The sequence below is a fragment of the Paenibacillus sp. P46E genome (genome assembly GCF_001909095.1).
GTDB classification, from domain to species: Bacteria; Bacillota; Bacilli; order Paenibacillales; family Paenibacillaceae; genus Paenibacillus_AQ; species Paenibacillus_AQ helianthi.
The window spans coordinates 50,844-68,858 of record NZ_LVYZ01000030.1; the positions used below are offsets into that span (position 1 = coordinate 50,844).

Genomic DNA, 18,015 nt, shown 5'->3' on the forward strand with positions numbered 1-18,015 from the left:
CATGGAGAAATCCAAAGATAAACCCGCCCCACAATCACCTTCTTTAATGTCGCGAAAGGCAGCCCTCTTGTTTGCAGTGGCCAGTGGACTTTCCGTCGCTAATATCTATTTCGCCCAGCCTTTACTGGATGCCATCGCCACAGCATTCGATATTCGGCATTCCGCAGTCGGTGTTATCATTACACTTACTCAAGTCTGCTACGCAGCAGGACTACTGCTGCTAGTTCCCCTTGGAGATTTGCTGAATCGGCGCAACTTGATCATTGGTCAGATGCTTTTATCCGTATTGGCTCTTGTTCTGGTCGGGACGGCCGCGAGCGGAACGATGCTCTTCATTGGTATAGCTGTGGTAGGATTACTTGCTGTCGTCACACAGACACTCGTAGCGTTCGCTGCGGGCCTGGCCTCCCCCACCGAACGCGGGCAAATTGTTGGTCTTGTTACCAGTGGCATCGTGATAGGGATTCTGCTTGCGCGGACTTTTGCGGGTCTGTTGACGGATGTGGCGGGTTGGCGTTCGGTTTATCTGGTATCTGCCGGATTGACGCTGGGTATGGCTGGGGCATTGTACAAGGTGCTTCCTCCTGCTCAGACCACCAAGAAAACGTTGTCCTATTTGAATCTGATTCAATCCGTGTTCCTGTTGTTCGTACAAGAACGAATACTACGTGTGCGCGCCGTTCTCGCTTTCTTGATCTTTACTGCGTTCAGCATATTATGGACTTCCCTGGTGCTGCCCCTCAGTGCACCGCCATTGTCACTTTCGCATACCGCCATCGGAGCCTTTGGTCTGGCCGGGGCAGCCGGAGCCTTAGCTGCAGCCAAGGCTGGCCGGCTTGCAGATCGGGGCTTCGGGCAGCAAACTACTGTCGCAGCACTAATTCTCCTGCTGCTATCCTGGCTGCCGATCAGCCTAATAGAGCATTCGCTTTTTGCTTTAGTCGTAGGCATTATGATCCTGGATCTCGCGGTACAGGCCGTACATGTCACCAACCAGAGCCTGATCTTCAAGGTGCGGCCCGAAGCCCGAAGCAGACTTACTGCAGGCTATATGATGTTCTATTCTCTGGGCAGCGCCACCGGTTCTATCGCTTCTACCCTGATCTATGATTACGCAGGGTGGAATGGCGTATGCTTGCTGGGTTCGCTCGTCAGTGTTCTGGCGCTTGTATTTGCCCTCTTCTTCTCCAGAATCCGAAACGACTCCAGGCAGCATTCGTAAACTCCAAGACAAAAGGGTGCCCCGTCACATCCGGAACACCCTTCTTCTTGGATACTGCTAATATTAGCATCAATTACACTTGCTCATAACACTCTCCAGAACGATGGGACCCAGTGTATTCGTTGTAGAGTTGGATAAACGGACCTGTACGGAAGCACGCTCCAGCGGACCTGTGATATCATCAATCCGGCCAGCCCAGGTTGGATTCTCCGTTCCTGCAGGAGCCGGATGCAAAGGGAATCGCCAGCTGATCTCACCCGCCACTTGAGCAAATCCCTCATACCTGTCGTAATTTCCTAGGGAGGCTGGCTCCGGTAAGTATTGGGCGTGAATGCTCAAGCTTGTCCGCTCACCTCCGACATCCCTAAGTACACGATAAACCAGAGCTACACCTTTGGCGTTGACCGGTATATTTTCTTTGGCACTCAGTATGAGACTGCAAGGATACTTACTCTCTGGGGGTGCGGCTTGTACGGCCACTGGGAATATAGCTGCCAGCAGCAGGACACAAATCCATAACAGTGGTTTTTTGATGGTACTCCCTCCTTTTTCGAAAGGATATTCTTCCCCACGCCATCCACGAATATGCCGCGTATGCCATACATTAAGGCCTTCTAGCATAAGATCTCCTTACCTCTAACAGCCTTTGTTGCTTAGAACAACAGACGTTTCAATCTGACGCTCCGGAATATTCCAGTATTGGTTCAGCAGATTTCTTTTCTCGTCTGGCTGCACAAGATTGAAACCATTCTTAGTATAAAAGGAAATCGCCCAATCTGCCGCTTCCCACGTACCGATCAGGATGGGCTTATCTGTACGTTCTATGATATGCGTTAGCAGTCTTGTCCCTATGCCGCCTTGGCGCTGGGCTGTTCGAACATAGGCATGTCTGATCAAGGCTACCTCGCCTTTGTCCTGAATTCCCATCACACCGCACAGTTCTCCCTTATCTTCAAATCCCCAAAAAACGACTCCATCCTTCATTTCGTGATCGAGTTCAGCTCTGCTCATATACGGTTCATGATACCGGTCCTCCGGAATAACCCCCTGGTATGCCTTAGCGGCATCGTTGATAATCCGGTACATGCTCTCCTCGTCTTTCTTCTCACACAATCGAATCATCTGGCATCTCTCCTTCCTCATTTAGCAATCTGGACGGGGATAGGTGTGCTCAGCAAAATAGCAGCATTCCACGAAATGATTTCTTTCATAGAACCGTTTAGCCCCCTGGTTGCTTGCTGCCACCCGCAAATAGATCGGTCCCCCGGGCAGCAAACTGTTCATACGGTTAACACAGCTCCGCAGGAGGATTCGCCCAAATCCCCGGTTCTGAAATTCAGGAGCAACAACGACATCACGGATATATTGACCATCCGAAATATACGCCCCCACCAATTGACTCTGCAGCCAAAAGGATCGGACCCCCTCAGCCGACTCATACCGGGTAAGTGCTCTCAGAAAGTGCTCAGGGTCCTTTCGGTACTGGTCTGTCTCCCATCCATTGTCTTGAAGTAATTGATGATAGGCCCCGTCAAATAAAACAATAAACGGCTCCAGCATATTCGGTGTGAACCCCTGCTCCCACAATACAGAAGTTTCATCCAATGAGCTTGGAGAGGATAAGTCATACTTAAGCTGATACCCCTCCATATCCGAGATAAAGCCAAGCGATCTTATACATTCAATAATTTCTTTATTTCTACCGTACACATTACAGCACAATTCTCTGCGCTCTTCCGCTATGTAGGGCTTAATACTGTCTTCTATCAATTTCAACAATGAGCCAATCCCGTCCGTTCGAATAAAAGCAGCATAAGCAATGACGCAATCATCAGCCTCTGCCAAACAGAACACACCCTGATTATCCCCGGACTCTTCATGGTACACAACCGTTACCTTCTGTTTGGCAAAAGCATCTCTTACAAAATCCTCTGCTCCCGTTGAAATTAGCGAAACGAGCTGCAATATTGGTCTGCTGTTCTCTTGCTCCAACTCTACTTCTCCTTCATTTCCGGATCATCGTCCGGTATACAAACTTCGGCAGCGCAGATTGTCTGTGCCAACGCGATTTTTGCCCTTTGGCAACGGGAGAAAAGAGCAAGCGGTGCGCCCACTCCAGGTTGAGCTTTTTCCAAACGGGCGGTGTGGGCTTCACTTTTCCCGAAATCACATCCAGACTACCCCCTACGCCAAAAACCACCTTCACTCCGACAAGCTCCGATTTATGTTTATGAAGCCATTTGTCCGAGTACGGAGCACCCATCGCAAGAACGAGAATGTCCGGCTTGGCCTGCTGAATGTCGGCAATAATCCCAGGCTCTGCAGTTCCGTCAAAAAATCCATGATGCCTGCCGGCAATCCTGACTCCAGGGTAGCTGTGCGTGATCTTTTCCACCGCTTGCCTGCTTATTTCTTCATCCGTACCCAAAAAATAAAAACTCCAGCTCCGCTCATCCCCCTGTTCCAAGAGTTTCAGCAGGAGGTCATATCCCGTCACCCTCTCGGGGATGGGTTCCCCTTTTCTTTTCGCAGCCAGTACAATGCCGATTCCATCCGGTACAATCATATCCGCCGACTGGATAATGTGCTTCAGCAACTCGTCCGTCTGGCTCGCCAGCGTGATTTCCGGGTTGGCGGTAATAAGATGAAATAGCCTGCCGTTCCGGCTCCCGATTTGTTCAGTTAGATGAAGGATCGTCTCATTAAGCGTCAGCTTGGAGAATGGCACACCCAAAATACTCACCGTTCCGTTCATAGACTCCCCCTGCTTTCCCAATCTTCCAGCACCGCCCAGCTCATTGCAGCTTGTCCCTGTACGCCGTGCATAGTGCCGATATAAGTTTTATGATTATGTATTCCTGTCTCAAGGTAGTGCCCCATGACCTCTTTGGTAGAGGCTGTAACCTGCTGGTTCATTACGTTGCCGCAATCCACCCACATCAGCCGGCCCTCCTCACTCTCCATCAGTCTGCTGCCAGCCTGTACCTCTCCTATAAAAATGTACTGTATGCGGATTTCGCTCTCATCCTTGATTCTATGCACGATGTACCGGAGTTCCAGACCGGCAAGCGCGTGTTCCGCCAGACCTGTCTCTTCCTGAATCTCTCTCCGGCAGGCCCGCTCCGGTTCGCTGATCTCGTCCTTCTCCATATGTCCCCCGATGGGAACGAGCTGTCCGGGAAGAAACGCGCTGTCAGATTTCTTTTGCAGAAATAACACTTCCCTGTGCTCATTCAATAAGAAGGCTACGGCCATTTGTCTAAGCTGCATCCAAGTTCACCTCTATAGTAAGGATATACCATAAGGGAAATTATACCATGCGCGTTGGGAATAGATAAGTGTAGGACTTCCATTTGCAGGAAATAACCCTCCCATTCCAGAATAAGAATTAGAGAGCTTACTATTATTAGGGGGTAATGATTTTGCATATTAACGTACTGGACAAGGGCTATGTCCGATTGGTTAACCATATGGGCAGCGATCTGACCGTTGTGAATGCGGCGCGCGTATCCTATGCCAAACAATCTGAAGCACTGACGGAAAAAGATATCCGGCTGATTCAGTTTCTCGCACGGGAAGGCCACACTTCGCCTTTCAGACATGCCGTAATCCAGTTGGAAATATATGCTCCGCTCATGGTCGCCAGGCAGTGGTGGAAATACGTTGTAGGTTCAGCCCATTATGAGGGCACCGGAGATAGCCTGGAGGCGTGGAATGAATCGAGCCGCAGATATATCACAGAAGAACCCGCTTTTTATATTCCATCTGCCGGACAGTGGAGAAGCGCACCGGAGAACTCCAAACAAGGCAGCGGTGACCTGATAGCCTGGGAGCTAGGTGAGAAATATACACAAGAGCTTATGGAATACGTCCAGCTGGGCATACAGAAATACGAAGCCGCTCTAGCCGATGGTATATGCGCCGAGCAGGCCAGACTGTTCCTTGCGGCTTACGGCCTGTACGTGCGTTGGTATTGGACGGCTTCCCTGCAGTCCGTTGCCCATTTTTTGAACCAGCGGCTGGAGCATGATGCCCAAAAGGAAATCCAGGACTACGCGAAGGCTATCCTGGATATCGTAAAATCATTGTTCCCCGTAGCGGTGGAAGAGCTGCTGTCCAAATAACAGGCTTATAGCTTATTACTCCTTATCCGCCGGATGGAAGGATTTCAGATAATCGTGAACCTCTTCATTTGGCGTCTGAAGCAGTCCGGCAAGCAACTTCTGAATGGAACGCATCGCTGCAATCCGTTCGTCGATTTCCATGATTTTGCCCCGGACCCGCTCTCTAAGGGCCTCAGCATCCATGTCCTGACCGAGCATATGCAGCACTTCCTGAATTTCTTTAAGCGAATATCCCAGGGACTTGGCGTCCCGAATGAACTTAATCTTTACCAGATAATCCTCGGAGTAGATCCGGTAGCCATTTGCTAACCTCCCGGGGACGGGCAGAATGCCACTGTCCTCATAGTAGAGGATTGTTGCCATGCTTAGGCCGGTCCGCTTAGCCAATTCACCTCGTGTCATTCCTTCCATGCCTGTTCCCCCTCCGTTTTAGATACGTTATTCTACTTGCATACCTGAACTAGTGAGTGGCTTAGGCGGTCCACCCTCCGTACAAACAAGTTCTATAATGGAAAAAGTAGAGTTAATTCAAGCAATCTTCCCCTAGATCGATCATTAGTGGGAAAAAGTAGGGTTAATCCGTCCATATTGCCCAATATGCGGTAAAAAGGCTAGAAATAAGTATACTAATTCCCACTAACCTTCTTTAAGGAGCGGATGTTAGCGATTAGGTTTCCTTTTTCCACCTACTTACGCTGCACTTTAAAAATTGGATAATGCGCCCCCATAAATTCCCTGTTGTTCAGAGAATCATCGATTCACGGGGATAGATTCTTAAGTTATCTTACTCCAAGGTCAAGCTGCTATTGGCTCTCCTTAATAAACAATTAATGTGTAACTGATACTATGGAAACAGAATGAAATCAGAGGTGATTCCGATGAAAATATTAATTGTTGAAGACGAACTTCCATTGCTGGATGCGATCATTGAAATCTATGAAAATGAATCCTTCGAAGCAACAGGGGCTTCGAACGGAGATGAAGGCTGCTACTTAGCGGAGAACGGGAGCTACGATCTTATTGTACTTGATATCATGCTGCCGGGAATGAACGGTCTTCAAATCGTCAAACGGCTGCGGGAGAAGCAAGTGGCGACACCGATCATTATGCTCACGGCAAAGGACAGTGTCGAGGACTCTGTGAAGGGACTGGATGCCGGTGCGGATGATTATGTGACTAAGCCCTTTGCCGCGGCCCTGCTGCTCGCCAGAACAAGGGCCGTGTTGCGACGCCGGGGAACCGTTAATCTGGAGGGCAATATGACATGCGGAGAGATTCAATTGGTCTCCTCTTTGAGAGACGCCTTTGCCCGCGAGGAAGCCTTGAAGCTTACACCTAAAGAGTATGAGCTGTTGGAATTTTTGCTGTGCAATAAGGATCAAATTTTATCTCGAGAGCAAATCTTCGAACGGATATGGGGTTTCGATTCAGAATCGGCCTCCTCTGCCGTGGATGTCTATGTCCATCATTTGCGCAAGAAGCTGGCTCCCTACGGAGGCGACCTCTATCTGAAGACGATCCGTGGAGTGGGGTATCTGCTGAAGGGAGAAGATCATGTTCAGTAAAACCCGCCGTCAGTTGGTGCTGCTGAATTCGGCAATCCTTGTATTCATTTTGCTTGTATCGGGCTTGGCCCTGTATACTCAGCTCCGCTACCGTTTATTCCACGAAGCAGATGAAGCTATTCTGAATACAGCCAAAACTATGAAAAACGCATCCATCGACCAAATGCTTCAAGAAGATCATCCCGAACCGGATGCCGACCGGAGAACCTCCTATTTCTTCTGGGACGGGCAAGGAAAGTTGATTATACAATATCCGAAGCATGACTTCACAAATGGAGAGGCCCAGAGATTTAAGGATGCTGCCGCTGGGGGGGCATTACAGACTGTGAAGACCGGTGACGACCGGGATTATCTGACTTTGGGTTTTGCTAATGCCTCTAGAGAGACGGCTGGCTCTTTCGCAGCCTCTCATGTCGCTTATGTGGTTGTGGTCAGGAATCTGGAAGAGGAGAACAAAATGCTGGACTCCCTCCGCATGGACCTTGTCGTAGGCTGCGCTGCGGGTGTACTCTTTTCGGTACTCATCGGCTTCTTCCTGGCGGGACATGCTCTTGTGCCGATTCGCCGGTCGTGGAACAAGCAGCAGCAGTTTGTTGCAGACGCCTCCCATGAACTGCGCACGCCAACTGCCGTGATTCTGACCCGTACCGAGCTGTTGTTCCGTCATCCGCAGCACACCATTGAAGAGGAGAGCCAGAACATTGCGCTGATCCTAAAAGAAAGCAAACGTATGGGCCGGCTGATTGACGATCTGCTGACCCTGGCAAGAACGGACTCCAACCAGCTACAGATTCACAAAGCCCCGGTTCCGCTGCATCTTCTCCTCCAAGAGATCACCGAGCAGTTTGAGCTTTTGGCTGAAATGAGGTCCATTCAGATCCATTCCCAGTTCCAGCCCGCCGAAATCGAGGGTGACGACAACCGCCTGCGGCAGTTGTTTATTATTTTGTTGGATAATGCGCTAAAGTTCACACCGCCGAACGGCTTCATCAAGCTGACCTGCCACAATTCCCCTCACTCTGTCCGAGTCCTTGTGAAAGACAGCGGCTGCGGAATCAGCCCGGACGATCTTCCACATGTGTTCGAACGCTTCTATCGCGGGGATAAAAGCCGGTCCCGCACCGAAGGCGGAACAGGTCTTGGCCTGTCTATCGCCGAATGGATCGTGCTTGCCCATAAAGGGACGATTCATGTCACCTCCCAGGAGGGGAGCGGAACGGAGTTCCAGCTCATTTTCCCCAAGAAGCTGTAGCCTGCTCTCCGGCTGTGTCATTTCAAGTAGAAACGGCTGCGCCGTCCTCAAAAGGAGCATATGCTTCCGAAGGAGCGATACTCCGTATCGCTTTCAGGTATCTGTTTCAGCGAGAAATATAAGGATAAAGTATCGGGTGAAACTTATACTTTCTTATATTTTAAGAAAATTTCAATAATCCCTTCTTATACTTAAAACATTCACACAAGCATTCTATTGGAGGGATAATCAATATGGCAAAGATGAACAGCAAGTGGGTCATCCTGTGTTCCGCAGCCATTGGAGCGATCTACACTGCAGGCTATTTCACAACGGACACACTGGCGGCTATTCAGCAGCCCGTACCATACAGCCAGGTAAGCGGTTCATCCGGCAATCAGGGCAGCAAGCTGGATAGCCAACCGGCGGGCAGTCAGGTCAGCGTTAATGTTAGCCAACCGACCAGCAAGCCGGCCAGCACAAAGGTTAAGCCCAAGACTGCAACCCCCACCCCCGCGCCTACGGTCAAAAGCAAATATATAAACGGAACCTTCTACGGCGCAGGAAACAACCGGCGGGGGTCCGTTCAGGTAGCGGTGAGCATTAAGAATGATAAAATTACGGGCGTAGAAATCAGTGATTACAGAATGCGTTACTCCCAAGACTATATAGCCGGACTACCCCAAGAGATTATACAGAATCAGAGCGCTAAGGTGCACAATGTATCAGGCGCAACCTATAGCACCAGGGCGTTCAGGGACGCTATCCAAAATGCGCTTGACCAAGCGTTGAACGCTTAACGGAGGGTAACATGAAGAGAACAAAATTGTTTATGGATACCACCGTCGAGATCCAGGTTATTACCGGTAGAGCACAGGATATAGCCGCTGCCGCTGCCCTGGATCGGGCCTTCGAAGCCTTTCGCAAGGTTGAGCAGGCCTGCAGCCGGTTTAGCCCGGATAGTGAGCTGATGCAGGCTACGCGGCAGATTCAGACCCCTGTGCCCGTTAGCCCGTTTTTATTTGAGCCGCTGAAGTTTGCCCTGGAGGTGGCTGAATGGACGGATGGCCTATTTGATCCCACCGTGGGGCAAGTGCTGGAGGACCTTGGTTTTAATGAGCATTACTTGACTCAGCAAGCGATTCACAACTTCACCTCTGCTTCCGCCTCCTACCGGGATATTGTCCTGGACGAGGAGAAGCATACGCTATATTTACAGAAGCCGCTGGTCATTGATTTAGGAGCGGTTGCCAAAGGTTTTGCCATTGATTTAGCCGCACATGAGCTGCAAGCTTTTGATGGTTTTGTCGTCAATGCCGGGGGCGACTTGTATGCCGGAGGCCTCACTGAAACCGGGAGCAAGTGGAAGATCGGCATTCAGCATCCTGTGCATCAGGAACAAATCATCCACACGGTTGAACTTTCAAATGAAGCTATCTGCACTTCCGGAAGCTATGAACGCAGAAGCTCTATCCACCCGGAAACTCATCATATTATCGACCCGGGCAGCAAGCAATCCCCGCATGAAATGATTAGCTGCAGTGTAATTGCCCCTTATGCCATGATGGCAGATGCCTTCTCGACAGCGAGCTTCTTGTCAGGGGTGAAGCATGGGACAGCGTTCATTGAGCAGGTGAATCTCAAGGCACTCTTTATCACTTCCGATTTAACAACAGTTACGCTTGGAGGGATTCACATTGAAAGTTAAACAATGGATCAAAACACCAAAAGGTTATGTCATCCTATGCATGCTTGCCTATGTCCTGCTGGCTTCAGCCGGAACAATGGATATTAAAGGCGTAATTAACGCAGGCATTGCCGTCAGTGTATCCGTCGTCGCCGACATGCTAGGCACTTCTCTGGTCAAAAAGAAACGGACTCCACCCTATAGCGCCGTCATCACGGGACTTATCGTCGCTCTGATCCTAAGCACAAGTGCTTCATGGATCGTTGTCGCCGCAACTGCCTTGCTCGCCATTGTACCGAAATATGTATTTGTGAATAAGAAAAAGGCCATTTTCAATCCGGCGGCTCTCGGCCTGCTGTTATCCAGCCTGCTCTTTCAAACCGGACAGAGCTGGTGGGGGGCCTTCGGCGACCTTCCGGCCTGGAGCCTGATTTTCCCTGTAATTGGCGGTTATCTGGTGACCAAGCGTGTGAATAAATTCCCTTTGGTCTTTTCCTTTCTCGGCACGTATTTCGTCCTGCTGCTGATCATGGGACTATTCCAGTTCGGTGACGCCACAGATGCCCTACGGATTCCTTATATCAATGCCAGCCTGTTCTTTGCCCTGTTTATGCTTACGGACCCGCCTACCTCACCGGCCAAGTATAAAGATCAAATCATTTTCGGTGTCCTGTGCGCTGTTGCGGGGGCTATGGTGTATGCATACTTCGGCGGTTTGATCTACTTATTTGTGGGATTGCTTGCCGGGAACCTGTATCACTACGCAAGAACAAGACCTTCTTATCGTACACAGCTGCTGACGAGATAACCGTCTACTCCTTATCCGCCGGAATCTTTACCAGATAATCCTCGGAGTAGATCCGGTAGCCATTTGCTACCCTCCCGGGGACGGGCAGAATGCCGCTATCCTCATAGTAGCGGATAGTTGCCATGCTTAGGCTGGTCCGCTTAGCCAGCTCGCCGCGTGTCATTCCTTCCATGCCTGTTCTCCCCTGCTTTTGATAGACCTTATTCGCTGAAGTCATTTGACTGAATCCCCAAAAAAAGCTCCGCAGCTGCGGAGCTTACTCACGTTCTATTCGCCCACCCTTACACTATGCCCCATTATCCTCGCGCACTGACCACTCGCCTTTTCACGCTACCCTGATCGCCTGCCTGCTTGTTATTGTCCGCTTCCCGCCCGCTCCGTAAACAGGCGCCTTGCGTAATCACTGATCAGCCCTTGCAGGGTAAGCTTGTCAGACCACCGCGCAGGGATGCCGCCTAGGCCGTAATACGCTCCCGCAATCTGGCCGTAGACGGCGCCGGTAGTATCAGCATCATCGCCCAGATTAACTGCCAACAGCGCCCCCTCCTCAAAGCTGGCCGACTGGTGGAACGCCCAAAGGGCTGCTTCCAGCGATTGCACCACGTAACCGGAGCCCTTAATCTCCGGCGGAGCCTTGCGCTGGTAGGAACCGTGCTTAATGTCCAGAATGCTGCCGGACAACGTCCCCTCGTGCAGCCAGCCGCCGAAGGCGCCCGGGGCCAGCATCTCCTGCTTGCTCCACCCCTGCAGTCCGGCCAGGATATAGGCCGCCATCAGGCGGCAGGCATCCACACATTCTGCAGCAGCATGGGTCGTCCGTGAGCTGAGCGCAGCGTACTTAATGGCTTCAGCCGGGTCCTCAGCATAATAGAGCACCACCGGGGCCAGGCGCATAATCGAGCCGTTGCCGGCTGCATGCGGATCCTCCGACCCGCTCCAGGCTTCGCCGCTGGCCTCGAAGTGCATCAGCGCTGAGCGCGTGGCGTTCCCGATGTCGAAGCACTCTCCCGTGCTGCTCAGGTAGCCTTCGCGGAACCACCGGACATACCGCCGCAGCTGGTCGGCGGGATCAAATCCCCGGGACGCAAGCAGGCTGTCCGCCAGGCATAGCGCCATCGATGTATCGTCCGTCCACTGTCCCGGCTGCAGACTGAACACTCCTCCGCCAACAATATCCTCCAGCGGCGCAAAGGTCCCCGGAGCCTTGAATTCTACGGTGGTTCCCAGCGCATCACCCGCTGCCAGCCCTTGCAGGCAGCCTTGATAACGATCCATATCCAGTGCCATGTTACACCTCCTGCATTCCCCTTCTAAGCATTAACGGTACTCGGTTGTTGGGCAGGTAATCATCATGTCCACGTATCTATCCGGGGTTATTCACCGGGATAGACAAGCCCCCACTCGGCGCGGATCTGATCCAGCAGCTTCAGAATCGCTACCGATTCATCCAGCGTCAGCACCGGGCTCTCCGTTAGTCCGGCCTGCAGGCAGCGTCCCACTTCCTCGGCTTCAAAGGCATACCCGATGGACCCCCGGTCATCCTCAAAGGTCTCCACAAGCTCGCCGCCGACATACAGCTCGGCTGATCTCGGGTTTATAAATGAGCCTTTAACCACAATATGGCCTTCTGTTCCGAACACATAAGCCTCCTGCAGCATATTCAGGCGTACCCCGCCGTTCAGGGAAGCCGATTTGCCATCGCCATAGGACAGCAGCAGCGAGAAATGCTCATCTACCCCCGTTTCACCCATATGTACAGTGCTGGCTACCTTTTCGGGGTGAGGCCCAAAGATCATGGAGGCAAAGGAAATCGGGTAAATGCCAACGTCCAGCAGCGCCCCGCCGCCCAGTGCCGGGTTCAGCAGACGGCTCTCCGGGTTCCATTCGGTGCGGAAGCCGAGGTCCGCCTTCACCATCCGTACGTCTCCAATCCGCTCTGCGGCAACCCATTCTCTGACCTTGACGTTGGCCGGAATATACCGGCTCCACATGGCTTCCATCAGAAACAGCTTATGTTCGCGGGCATAAGCTACGATCTCCTCAAGCTCGCCGCTGTTCACCGTGAACGGCTTCTCGCAGAGCACCGCCTTGCCGGCACGCAGCGCAAGCAGCGCGTTGTCTTTATGAAAAGGATGTGGCGTCCCGATATAAACCGCATCCACCTCCGGATCATTAACTAAGTCATCATACGTGGCGTGGGCTACAGGAATACCGTGATTCTTGGCAAATTCATCGGCGCTTTCCTGATTGCGTGAACCTACAGCATAGGCAATCCCGTTCGATGCATGAGCCAAATCGGTTGCGAACTGGTGGGCGATCCAGCCGGTGCTGAGAATCCCCCATTTCACCTTGTAAGCGTTATCGATTGTCATTGATGAATCCTCCTTGTTTTTGGCCATAAGGTACTTTTGATTCTATCAAACTATATTCTGTGAGTACAGCCAGCGCAGGCCAGCCCGCTAGACCATAGCGAGCAGGGCACAGACGCTAATCGCGGCGAACCCGGCCGTCACAAGCAATGTCGCCGCATTCCAGATCCGGTGAATGAACGCCACATTATGGATATAGCTGTTCAGGAACATTTTTTGCAATAAGAATTGAAGCAGCCGCATAAAACCGAAGCCGAACCAGCTGAGCAGACAGAGCAGAGCCACATCGACACTCCATTTATCCACAAACCGGTCAGCCGTGGCCCCGTTGTAATGAATCGGTACAAAATCGGGCATCCGCGGGTAGAGATAGAAATACAGCACAATCGGTACAATGGCGGCAGCACTGCTTAAGAGCATGGTCAGTCTGCTTTTGAACATGAATTGTCAACCTCCTATAGCTTGAACGGGAACCATCCGGTACGCAGCTAGCTGCCATCCTCTACCCGCAACAGAAAAATACGCTCCTGGAATCCGCCGCGGCGTTCCGCCTTCTCTACACGGATCTGTTCCAGCGTCTCAGGGCTCCCCCCGTGTGTGGCTGCCAGCGCCCGAATGACCTCCAGCAGATCCGCCAGTTCTTCAAGTGCCAGCCTGTCGTTGTCCTCACGGAAATACTCCTCCGCTTCCTCTCGCAATTTCGCACGCAGCTGGTCTATGTACTCTTCATGCTCCAGTGTTCTTGTAATGCACGAGTGCCCCCCGGCAGCAATCAGCTCCGGTATGCCGTCACGCACAAGCTTATGGTACTCAGGCAGATGAAACAGCCCCTTCCTATGTATATTCTATCGTCTTTTATCCGGTTTACTGTAATGGATCAAGCAGCCTGTGCACAAAAGGGATATCCGCCGGAGCAAAAGCAAAATCGTTCAGCTCATTCGCCGCCACCCACCGGAAAGCATCATGATCACTCAGTCTGATTTGGCCTTCAAGCAATTCGGCCTCCCAGGCAATCAGCCTGATCTTGAATCCGCCATAATCATGCTCATTCACTCCATAAGCCGCGTAAGGAAGAATCGTGATGCTCATCTCCTCCATCAGCTCTCTGCGCAGACAGTCCGGCACCTCTTCGCCGTCCTCCAGCTTACCGCCCGGGAATTCCCATAATCCGGCCTGTGATTTGCCCTCCCGCCGCCGTGCGATCAGGATTTGCCCTTCTGCATTATGTATAATCGCTGCCGCCACTTCAATCATGGAGCTTCCCTCCTTCAGGCTATAGGTAAAAATATACCCCGGTGCAGCAGGGATATCCAGTAAAAAACAAAAAACTCCTCCCGGGAACCACAAAGATGCGGCTGCCGGGAAGAGTCTTAAGCTTATTATATTGAAGTGTTCCTGTTATTTCGATAGTACAAGCTCCAGGCGGACCTCGAGATTATTTTCGGTGTCTAACACAATCGAGTGCGGGTTGGCCATGCCGAAATCTTCAAAGGTTACGGTGGTTGTGCCCGAGAGCATAAGCTGTCCGCCGCTATATACGGCCTGACTGTCGAAGGTGACATCCTTTGTAGTGCCTTTTACGGTCATCGTGCCCTGCAGCTGGACGGGTACCGCCGTGCCTTCCGTCCATTCCGCCGGCAGCTCCGAGAATGACTTCACGACAAAGGTGGACTGCGGAAATTCTGTTACGGAAAGGAAGTCTGCTCCCTTTACATGCTCGTCTCTCTGACCGTTGCCGGAATCAAGCGCACTCATCTCCACGGTGCCTTCTCCGGTCATCGCCCCCGCATCGTCCAGGTTCACGTTCCAGGTTCCCGTAACTGACGGGTCCACGAAATTGACAGTTTCCTTGGAGGTCGTTACCGACCAGTATACTTTCGAAGTGTCGGCGATGTTCCAGGCACCATTTAATTGTTCTGCTGTAACAGCTGCGCCTGCGGGCGATGCTGCCGCATTCGCTGTGTTCGTACCGTTTGCTGCACCTTGCGCCTGTGTCGGAATCACGGACTCGATTTCAACATTATTTCCCAAGCTTTTATTCAAATAGGAAAATGCGGTGATGGCTCCTACAATGACGACTCCAGCAGCGACGATGGCGATTGTTTTTTTCTTCATCCTGTTTCCTCCATCCAAATGGTTCTGTATAGCCCGGTATGGCTTGGTTCCCATTCTAGCAGAGCAATATGTCGGGAATAAGTCAAAGCACCCCCATCTGTATTGTGGTAAAATTGTCGTAATTTTAACTATATCGAGTGAACTTAAGAATCTGAGTAGCTGTAAGGAGACTGTCTATAGATGATGAAATCGATTCTGATTGTAGAAGATGAAGAGGCCATTGCCCGCGTGCTTGGTGCTTATCTCAAAAAGGCGGGCTTCCAGATCACCCGTGCCGCCGACGGACGCACTGCGCTGGAGGCCTTCGAGGTGGCTCCGCCTTCCCTGATTCTGCTCGATATCCATTTGCCGAATATGGATGGCTTTGAGCTGCTGGGTCTGATCCGTGAGAAAAGCAGCTGCCCTGTGATTATGCTGACGGCCAGAGACTCTATTCACGACCGGCTGGCCGGACTGGACGGAGGGGCCGACGATTACATGTCCAAGCCCTTTATTCCTGAAGAGGTGGTGGCCCGTGTAAATGCGGTGCTGCGGCGCCCCTCCCAGTGGTCCGACGGCAGCCGCAAACGCCATTATGGCAGCCTGTTTATTGATTTTGGCGCACGCTCAGTGTTCCTGAACGGAGCCGAGGTTTCCTTGAGTCCGCGTGATATGTCGGTGCTGCTCTTCCTTGCGGAACGACCGAATCAGATCTGTACGCGGGATCAGCTGCTGGAGCATGTGTGGGAGATGGATTATGAGGGAAGTGACAGGGCTGTGGACCTGTCGATCAAAAGGCTGCGCCAGGCCCTGTCGCACTGGCCTGCCGGAGAAGGCGAAATCCGCACGCTTAGAGGAACGGGGTACCAATTATGGACCACCTGAAGTTGAAGAAGCCGCGCAGCACCCACACCTCCATCCTCTCCTACTGGACGGTCCGCTACCTGCTGATTATCGGCACGGGTCTCCTGCTCACCGCGCTGGTGACCTTTTGGTGGATTCAGCAGGAAGCAATGAACAACCGGATGCAAACCACCGGTCTGCTCGCGCAGGAGATTGCCGACCGCAGCGTGAATGCGGACGGAAATCTGAATATTTCCCCGGCTCTGAATCAGCTGATTGAGGACCGCAAGCGGTTCTTCAAACTGACGCAGGAAATGTGCGTCATTATTACCGGACCGGAAGGAGAGCTGCTGTTCTCCCAGCCGGCAATGACCGACCAGGAGATGCGCTACGAGCTCAACGACAGCCTGAGCGCGGCACGCAGCCCGGAGTTCAAGTCGGCCGGTGCCCGGATTCAAGGAAACGGCGAAACGCTGGGGCAGGTAGTGGTCCTGCAGTCCAAACGATCCCTTCGGTTCATTCCGCGGGAGGAGATTACCTTCTTCTCGATTCTCATCTTCTTCCTGATTCTCTTAAGCTGGCTGACTATTTATCTCCTGTCCATTAAGCTGGCCAAGCCGATTCAGCGGGTTGCCGCCGCTGCTTCGCAGATCAGCGGCGGTGAATATAACATCATCTTGAAGACGGAGGCCAAAGAGCGGGAAATTCACGAGCTGCTGCTCTCCTTCCAGGAGATGGCGGGCAAGCTTCAGCAGTTCGAGCAGTCCCGGGCGGTGATGCTGGCCGGGGTCTCCCATGAACTTAAAACCCCTGTCACCTCCATCAAAGGACTGGTGCATGCGGTGCGTGAGGGCATTGTGGAAGGCGAAGAAGCCAGTGAATTCCTCGACATTGCTCTGCTGGAGGCCGGACGGCTGCAGCGGATGGTTGCGGATCTGCTGGATTACAACGCCCTGGCTGCAGGTATTGTCGCTATCCGTCATGACAGGCTGGATGCTGTTCCGCTACTGGAGGAGGTCGTCTATCAGTGGAAGCTGACCCAAAGCGAGGAGGTATGTGAGCCGGTGCTGCAGCTGCCGGAGCAGCCCCTATTCCTGCGGGGCGATCCGCTGCGCATCCAGCAGATTCTCGTCAATCTGCTTAACAATAGCGTACAGGCCAAAGCGCCGGGGCATCCCCTTCATCTGACCCTCTGCCTTGAGGGGACTCCGGAGGGATATGCCGTGATTACCGTCACCGATAATGGGCCGGGCATTTCTGAAGAGAACAGCGGGCGGATCTTCGAAGCCTTCTTCCGCAGCAGTGACAAACAAAGCACACTCCGTGGCCTTGGACTGGGCCTTACCTTCAGCCGGCTGCTTGCCGAAGCCCTGGGCGGAAGCCTGCGGCTCGGCGACAGGCCGGAGCAGGGCTGCGCTTTTGTAATCACCCTGCCTCTATACCGGTAGACCCGGGAGGGTACGATCCGGATTATAGTCCTTGAAGGGAACCGCATGGTATAATCAGGGCGACTGAAATTGAAACCGTAAACCGGAGGCTGTATATGCTTACTTTTGAACAGAAATTGGCTATTCTTGATTCCTACCCCCAGCTTGAGCGGAGAAATGTATCGCTGGGCCGGGTGAACTACCACTATGAAGAGAGCCGCCATGAGAAGAAAACGGTGGCCTTCCATCTGCATCCGAATGGCAACGGGTTTGTGTATGCAGGACTGCTGCGCGGCTATGAGACCGATGACAAAGGCATGGTGAACATCCGTGATTACGGGGAGCCCGAACTGCGCAGCCTGCTGGAGGCGTCCATCACCTCACTGTCTATGTATATCCCGGAGGCACCGGCACCTGGCAAGAGAAAGAAAAAGCAGGTAGCCGGAGCACAGACACTATGGACGAATGATGAAGGACATACGCTTACCCTGAAGCCGGAGGATGACCTGTGGTATCTCTACGCCGGGCTTCAGCTGGAGATGGCTTTTGAGACGCTTGAAGAAGCTGAGGAATACCTGGCGGAAGAAGGATTTACCCAGGTGCAGGACTAGGATTCGAGAAGGACCTGAAGACCCTATAGACAAT

23 protein-coding genes are annotated in these 18,015 nt (G+C 52.3%); 10 read left to right on the top strand and 13 right to left on the bottom strand.

Going from position 1 to position 18,015, the window contains the following annotated elements; translation table 11 throughout:
- Position 1 precedes the first annotated feature (1 nt).
- The gene (locus A3849_RS08000) at positions 2 to 1,222 is read left to right on the top strand and encodes an MFS transporter (RefSeq protein ID WP_074110941.1); all 1,221 of its coding nucleotides are present in this window, start codon (positions 2 to 4) and stop codon (positions 1,220 to 1,222) included.
- Between the two features lie 69 nt (positions 1,223 to 1,291).
- Here A3849_RS08000 and A3849_RS08005 read toward each other — a convergent pair whose 3' ends face one another.
- The 5 genes from A3849_RS08005 to A3849_RS08025 are packed head-to-tail and all read right to left on the bottom strand — an operon-like array spanning position 1,292 to position 4,492.
- Positions 1,292 to 1,843: a YoqH family protein gene (locus A3849_RS08005; RefSeq protein WP_256700695.1), complete on the bottom strand. Its 552-nt coding sequence runs from the start codon at positions 1,841 to 1,843 to the stop codon at positions 1,292 to 1,294.
- A gap of 15 nt (positions 1,844 to 1,858) precedes the next feature.
- Positions 1,859 to 2,344: a GNAT family N-acetyltransferase gene (locus A3849_RS08010; protein WP_074100221.1), complete on the bottom strand. Its 486-nt coding sequence runs from the start codon at positions 2,342 to 2,344 to the stop codon at positions 1,859 to 1,861.
- Between the two features lie 21 nt (positions 2,345 to 2,365).
- A complete protein-coding gene (locus A3849_RS08015; RefSeq protein ID WP_074110942.1) occupies positions 2,366 to 3,214 on the bottom strand; it encodes a GNAT family N-acetyltransferase in 849 nt (282 codons plus the stop codon).
- Between the two features lie 13 nt (positions 3,215 to 3,227).
- Positions 3,228 to 3,977, bottom strand: a complete 750-nt coding sequence (locus A3849_RS08020; protein WP_074110943.1) for a WecB/TagA/CpsF family glycosyltransferase — start codon at positions 3,975 to 3,977, stop codon at positions 3,228 to 3,230.
- Complete coding sequence (locus A3849_RS08025) at positions 3,974 to 4,492, bottom strand: NUDIX domain-containing protein (protein ID WP_074110944.1); 519 nt, start codon at positions 4,490 to 4,492, stop codon at positions 3,974 to 3,976. Before A3849_RS08025 ends, A3849_RS08020 begins: the two co-directional genes overlap by 4 nt.
- A 146-nt stretch (positions 4,493 to 4,638) precedes the next feature.
- On the opposite strand from A3849_RS08025, the gene thyX reads away from it, so the two are divergent.
- Positions 4,639 to 5,346: an FAD-dependent thymidylate synthase gene (thyX, locus tag A3849_RS08030; RefSeq protein ID WP_074108110.1), complete on the top strand. Its 708-nt coding sequence runs from the start codon at positions 4,639 to 4,641 to the stop codon at positions 5,344 to 5,346.
- A gap of 15 nt (positions 5,347 to 5,361) precedes the next feature.
- Here the strand turns inward: thyX and A3849_RS08035 are convergent, their stop codons facing one another.
- Positions 5,362 to 5,757, bottom strand: a complete 396-nt coding sequence (locus A3849_RS08035) for a MerR family transcriptional regulator (protein ID WP_074110945.1) — start codon at positions 5,755 to 5,757, stop codon at positions 5,362 to 5,364.
- Between the two features lie 467 nt (positions 5,758 to 6,224).
- Here A3849_RS08035 and A3849_RS08040 point away from each other — a divergent pair, with 467 nt between their 5' ends.
- From A3849_RS08040 to A3849_RS08060, 5 genes are all read left to right on the top strand, one after another.
- Positions 6,225 to 6,911 (top strand): response regulator transcription factor, encoded by a 687-nt coding sequence (locus tag A3849_RS08040; protein WP_074110946.1) that lies wholly within the window; start codon positions 6,225 to 6,227, stop codon positions 6,909 to 6,911.
- Positions 6,901 to 8,163 carry a sensor histidine kinase gene (locus A3849_RS08045; protein ID WP_074110947.1) on the top strand — a complete coding sequence of 421 codons (1,263 nt, stop codon included), beginning with the start codon at positions 6,901 to 6,903 and terminating at the stop codon, positions 8,161 to 8,163. Before A3849_RS08040 ends, A3849_RS08045 begins: the two co-directional genes overlap by 11 nt.
- Positions 8,164 to 8,396: 233 nt before the next feature.
- Positions 8,397 to 8,942, top strand: a complete 546-nt coding sequence (locus A3849_RS08050) for an FMN-binding protein (RefSeq protein WP_074082902.1) — start codon at positions 8,397 to 8,399, stop codon at positions 8,940 to 8,942.
- An 11-nt stretch (positions 8,943 to 8,953) separates the two neighbouring features.
- Positions 8,954 to 9,850, top strand: a complete 897-nt coding sequence (locus A3849_RS08055) for an FAD:protein FMN transferase (RefSeq protein WP_074110948.1) — start codon at positions 8,954 to 8,956, stop codon at positions 9,848 to 9,850.
- Entirely contained in the window at positions 9,840 to 10,637 is a 798-nt protein-coding gene (locus A3849_RS08060; RefSeq protein WP_074110949.1) for an RnfABCDGE type electron transport complex subunit D, read from the top strand. The genes A3849_RS08055 and A3849_RS08060 overlap by 11 nt, the downstream gene beginning before the upstream one ends.
- A gap of 4 nt (positions 10,638 to 10,641) precedes the next feature.
- On the opposite strand, the gene A3849_RS08065 is transcribed toward A3849_RS08060, so the two are convergent.
- The 7 genes from A3849_RS08065 to A3849_RS08095 form a co-directional block, all read right to left on the bottom strand.
- The gene (locus tag A3849_RS08065) at positions 10,642 to 10,854 is read right to left on the bottom strand and encodes a MerR family DNA-binding transcriptional regulator (RefSeq protein ID WP_074110950.1); all 213 of its coding nucleotides are present in this window, start codon (positions 10,852 to 10,854) and stop codon (positions 10,642 to 10,644) included.
- Between the two features lie 137 nt (positions 10,855 to 10,991).
- A complete protein-coding gene (locus tag A3849_RS08070; RefSeq protein ID WP_074110951.1) occupies positions 10,992 to 11,924 on the bottom strand; it encodes an ADP-ribosylglycohydrolase family protein in 933 nt (310 codons plus the stop codon).
- A gap of 86 nt (positions 11,925 to 12,010) precedes the next feature.
- Positions 12,011 to 13,009 carry a Gfo/Idh/MocA family protein gene (locus A3849_RS08075; protein ID WP_074110952.1) on the bottom strand — a complete coding sequence of 333 codons (999 nt, stop codon included), beginning with the start codon at positions 13,007 to 13,009 and terminating at the stop codon, positions 12,011 to 12,013.
- A gap of 87 nt (positions 13,010 to 13,096) precedes the next feature.
- A complete protein-coding gene (locus A3849_RS08080) occupies positions 13,097 to 13,447 on the bottom strand; it encodes a DUF1648 domain-containing protein (protein WP_074110953.1) in 351 nt (116 codons plus the stop codon).
- 47 nt (positions 13,448 to 13,494) lie between these two features.
- A complete protein-coding gene (locus A3849_RS08085) occupies positions 13,495 to 13,824 on the bottom strand; it encodes a nucleoside triphosphate pyrophosphohydrolase (RefSeq protein ID WP_074110954.1) in 330 nt (109 codons plus the stop codon).
- Between the two features lie 46 nt (positions 13,825 to 13,870).
- The gene (locus A3849_RS08090; RefSeq protein ID WP_074110955.1) at positions 13,871 to 14,260 is read right to left on the bottom strand and encodes a (deoxy)nucleoside triphosphate pyrophosphohydrolase; all 390 of its coding nucleotides are present in this window, start codon (positions 14,258 to 14,260) and stop codon (positions 13,871 to 13,873) included.
- Positions 14,261 to 14,404: 144 nt separating this feature from the next.
- Entirely contained in the window at positions 14,405 to 15,121 is a 717-nt protein-coding gene (locus A3849_RS08095) for a YceI family protein (RefSeq protein ID WP_074110956.1), read from the bottom strand.
- Between the two features lie 183 nt (positions 15,122 to 15,304).
- Here A3849_RS08095 and A3849_RS08100 point away from each other — a divergent pair, with 183 nt between their 5' ends.
- The 3 genes from A3849_RS08100 to A3849_RS08110 all read left to right on the top strand — a co-directional run bounded on the left by A3849_RS08100 (position 15,305) and on the right by A3849_RS08110 (position 17,981).
- Positions 15,305 to 15,985, top strand: a complete 681-nt coding sequence (locus A3849_RS08100) for a response regulator transcription factor (RefSeq protein ID WP_074111006.1) — start codon at positions 15,305 to 15,307, stop codon at positions 15,983 to 15,985.
- A complete protein-coding gene (locus A3849_RS08105) occupies positions 15,973 to 17,391 on the top strand; it encodes a sensor histidine kinase (RefSeq protein WP_074110957.1) in 1,419 nt (472 codons plus the stop codon). The genes A3849_RS08100 and A3849_RS08105 overlap by 13 nt, the downstream gene beginning before the upstream one ends.
- 95 nt (positions 17,392 to 17,486) lie before the next feature.
- Complete coding sequence (locus tag A3849_RS08110) at positions 17,487 to 17,981, top strand: hypothetical protein (protein ID WP_074110958.1); 495 nt, start codon at positions 17,487 to 17,489, stop codon at positions 17,979 to 17,981.
- Positions 17,982 to 18,015: the final 34 nt, after the last annotated feature.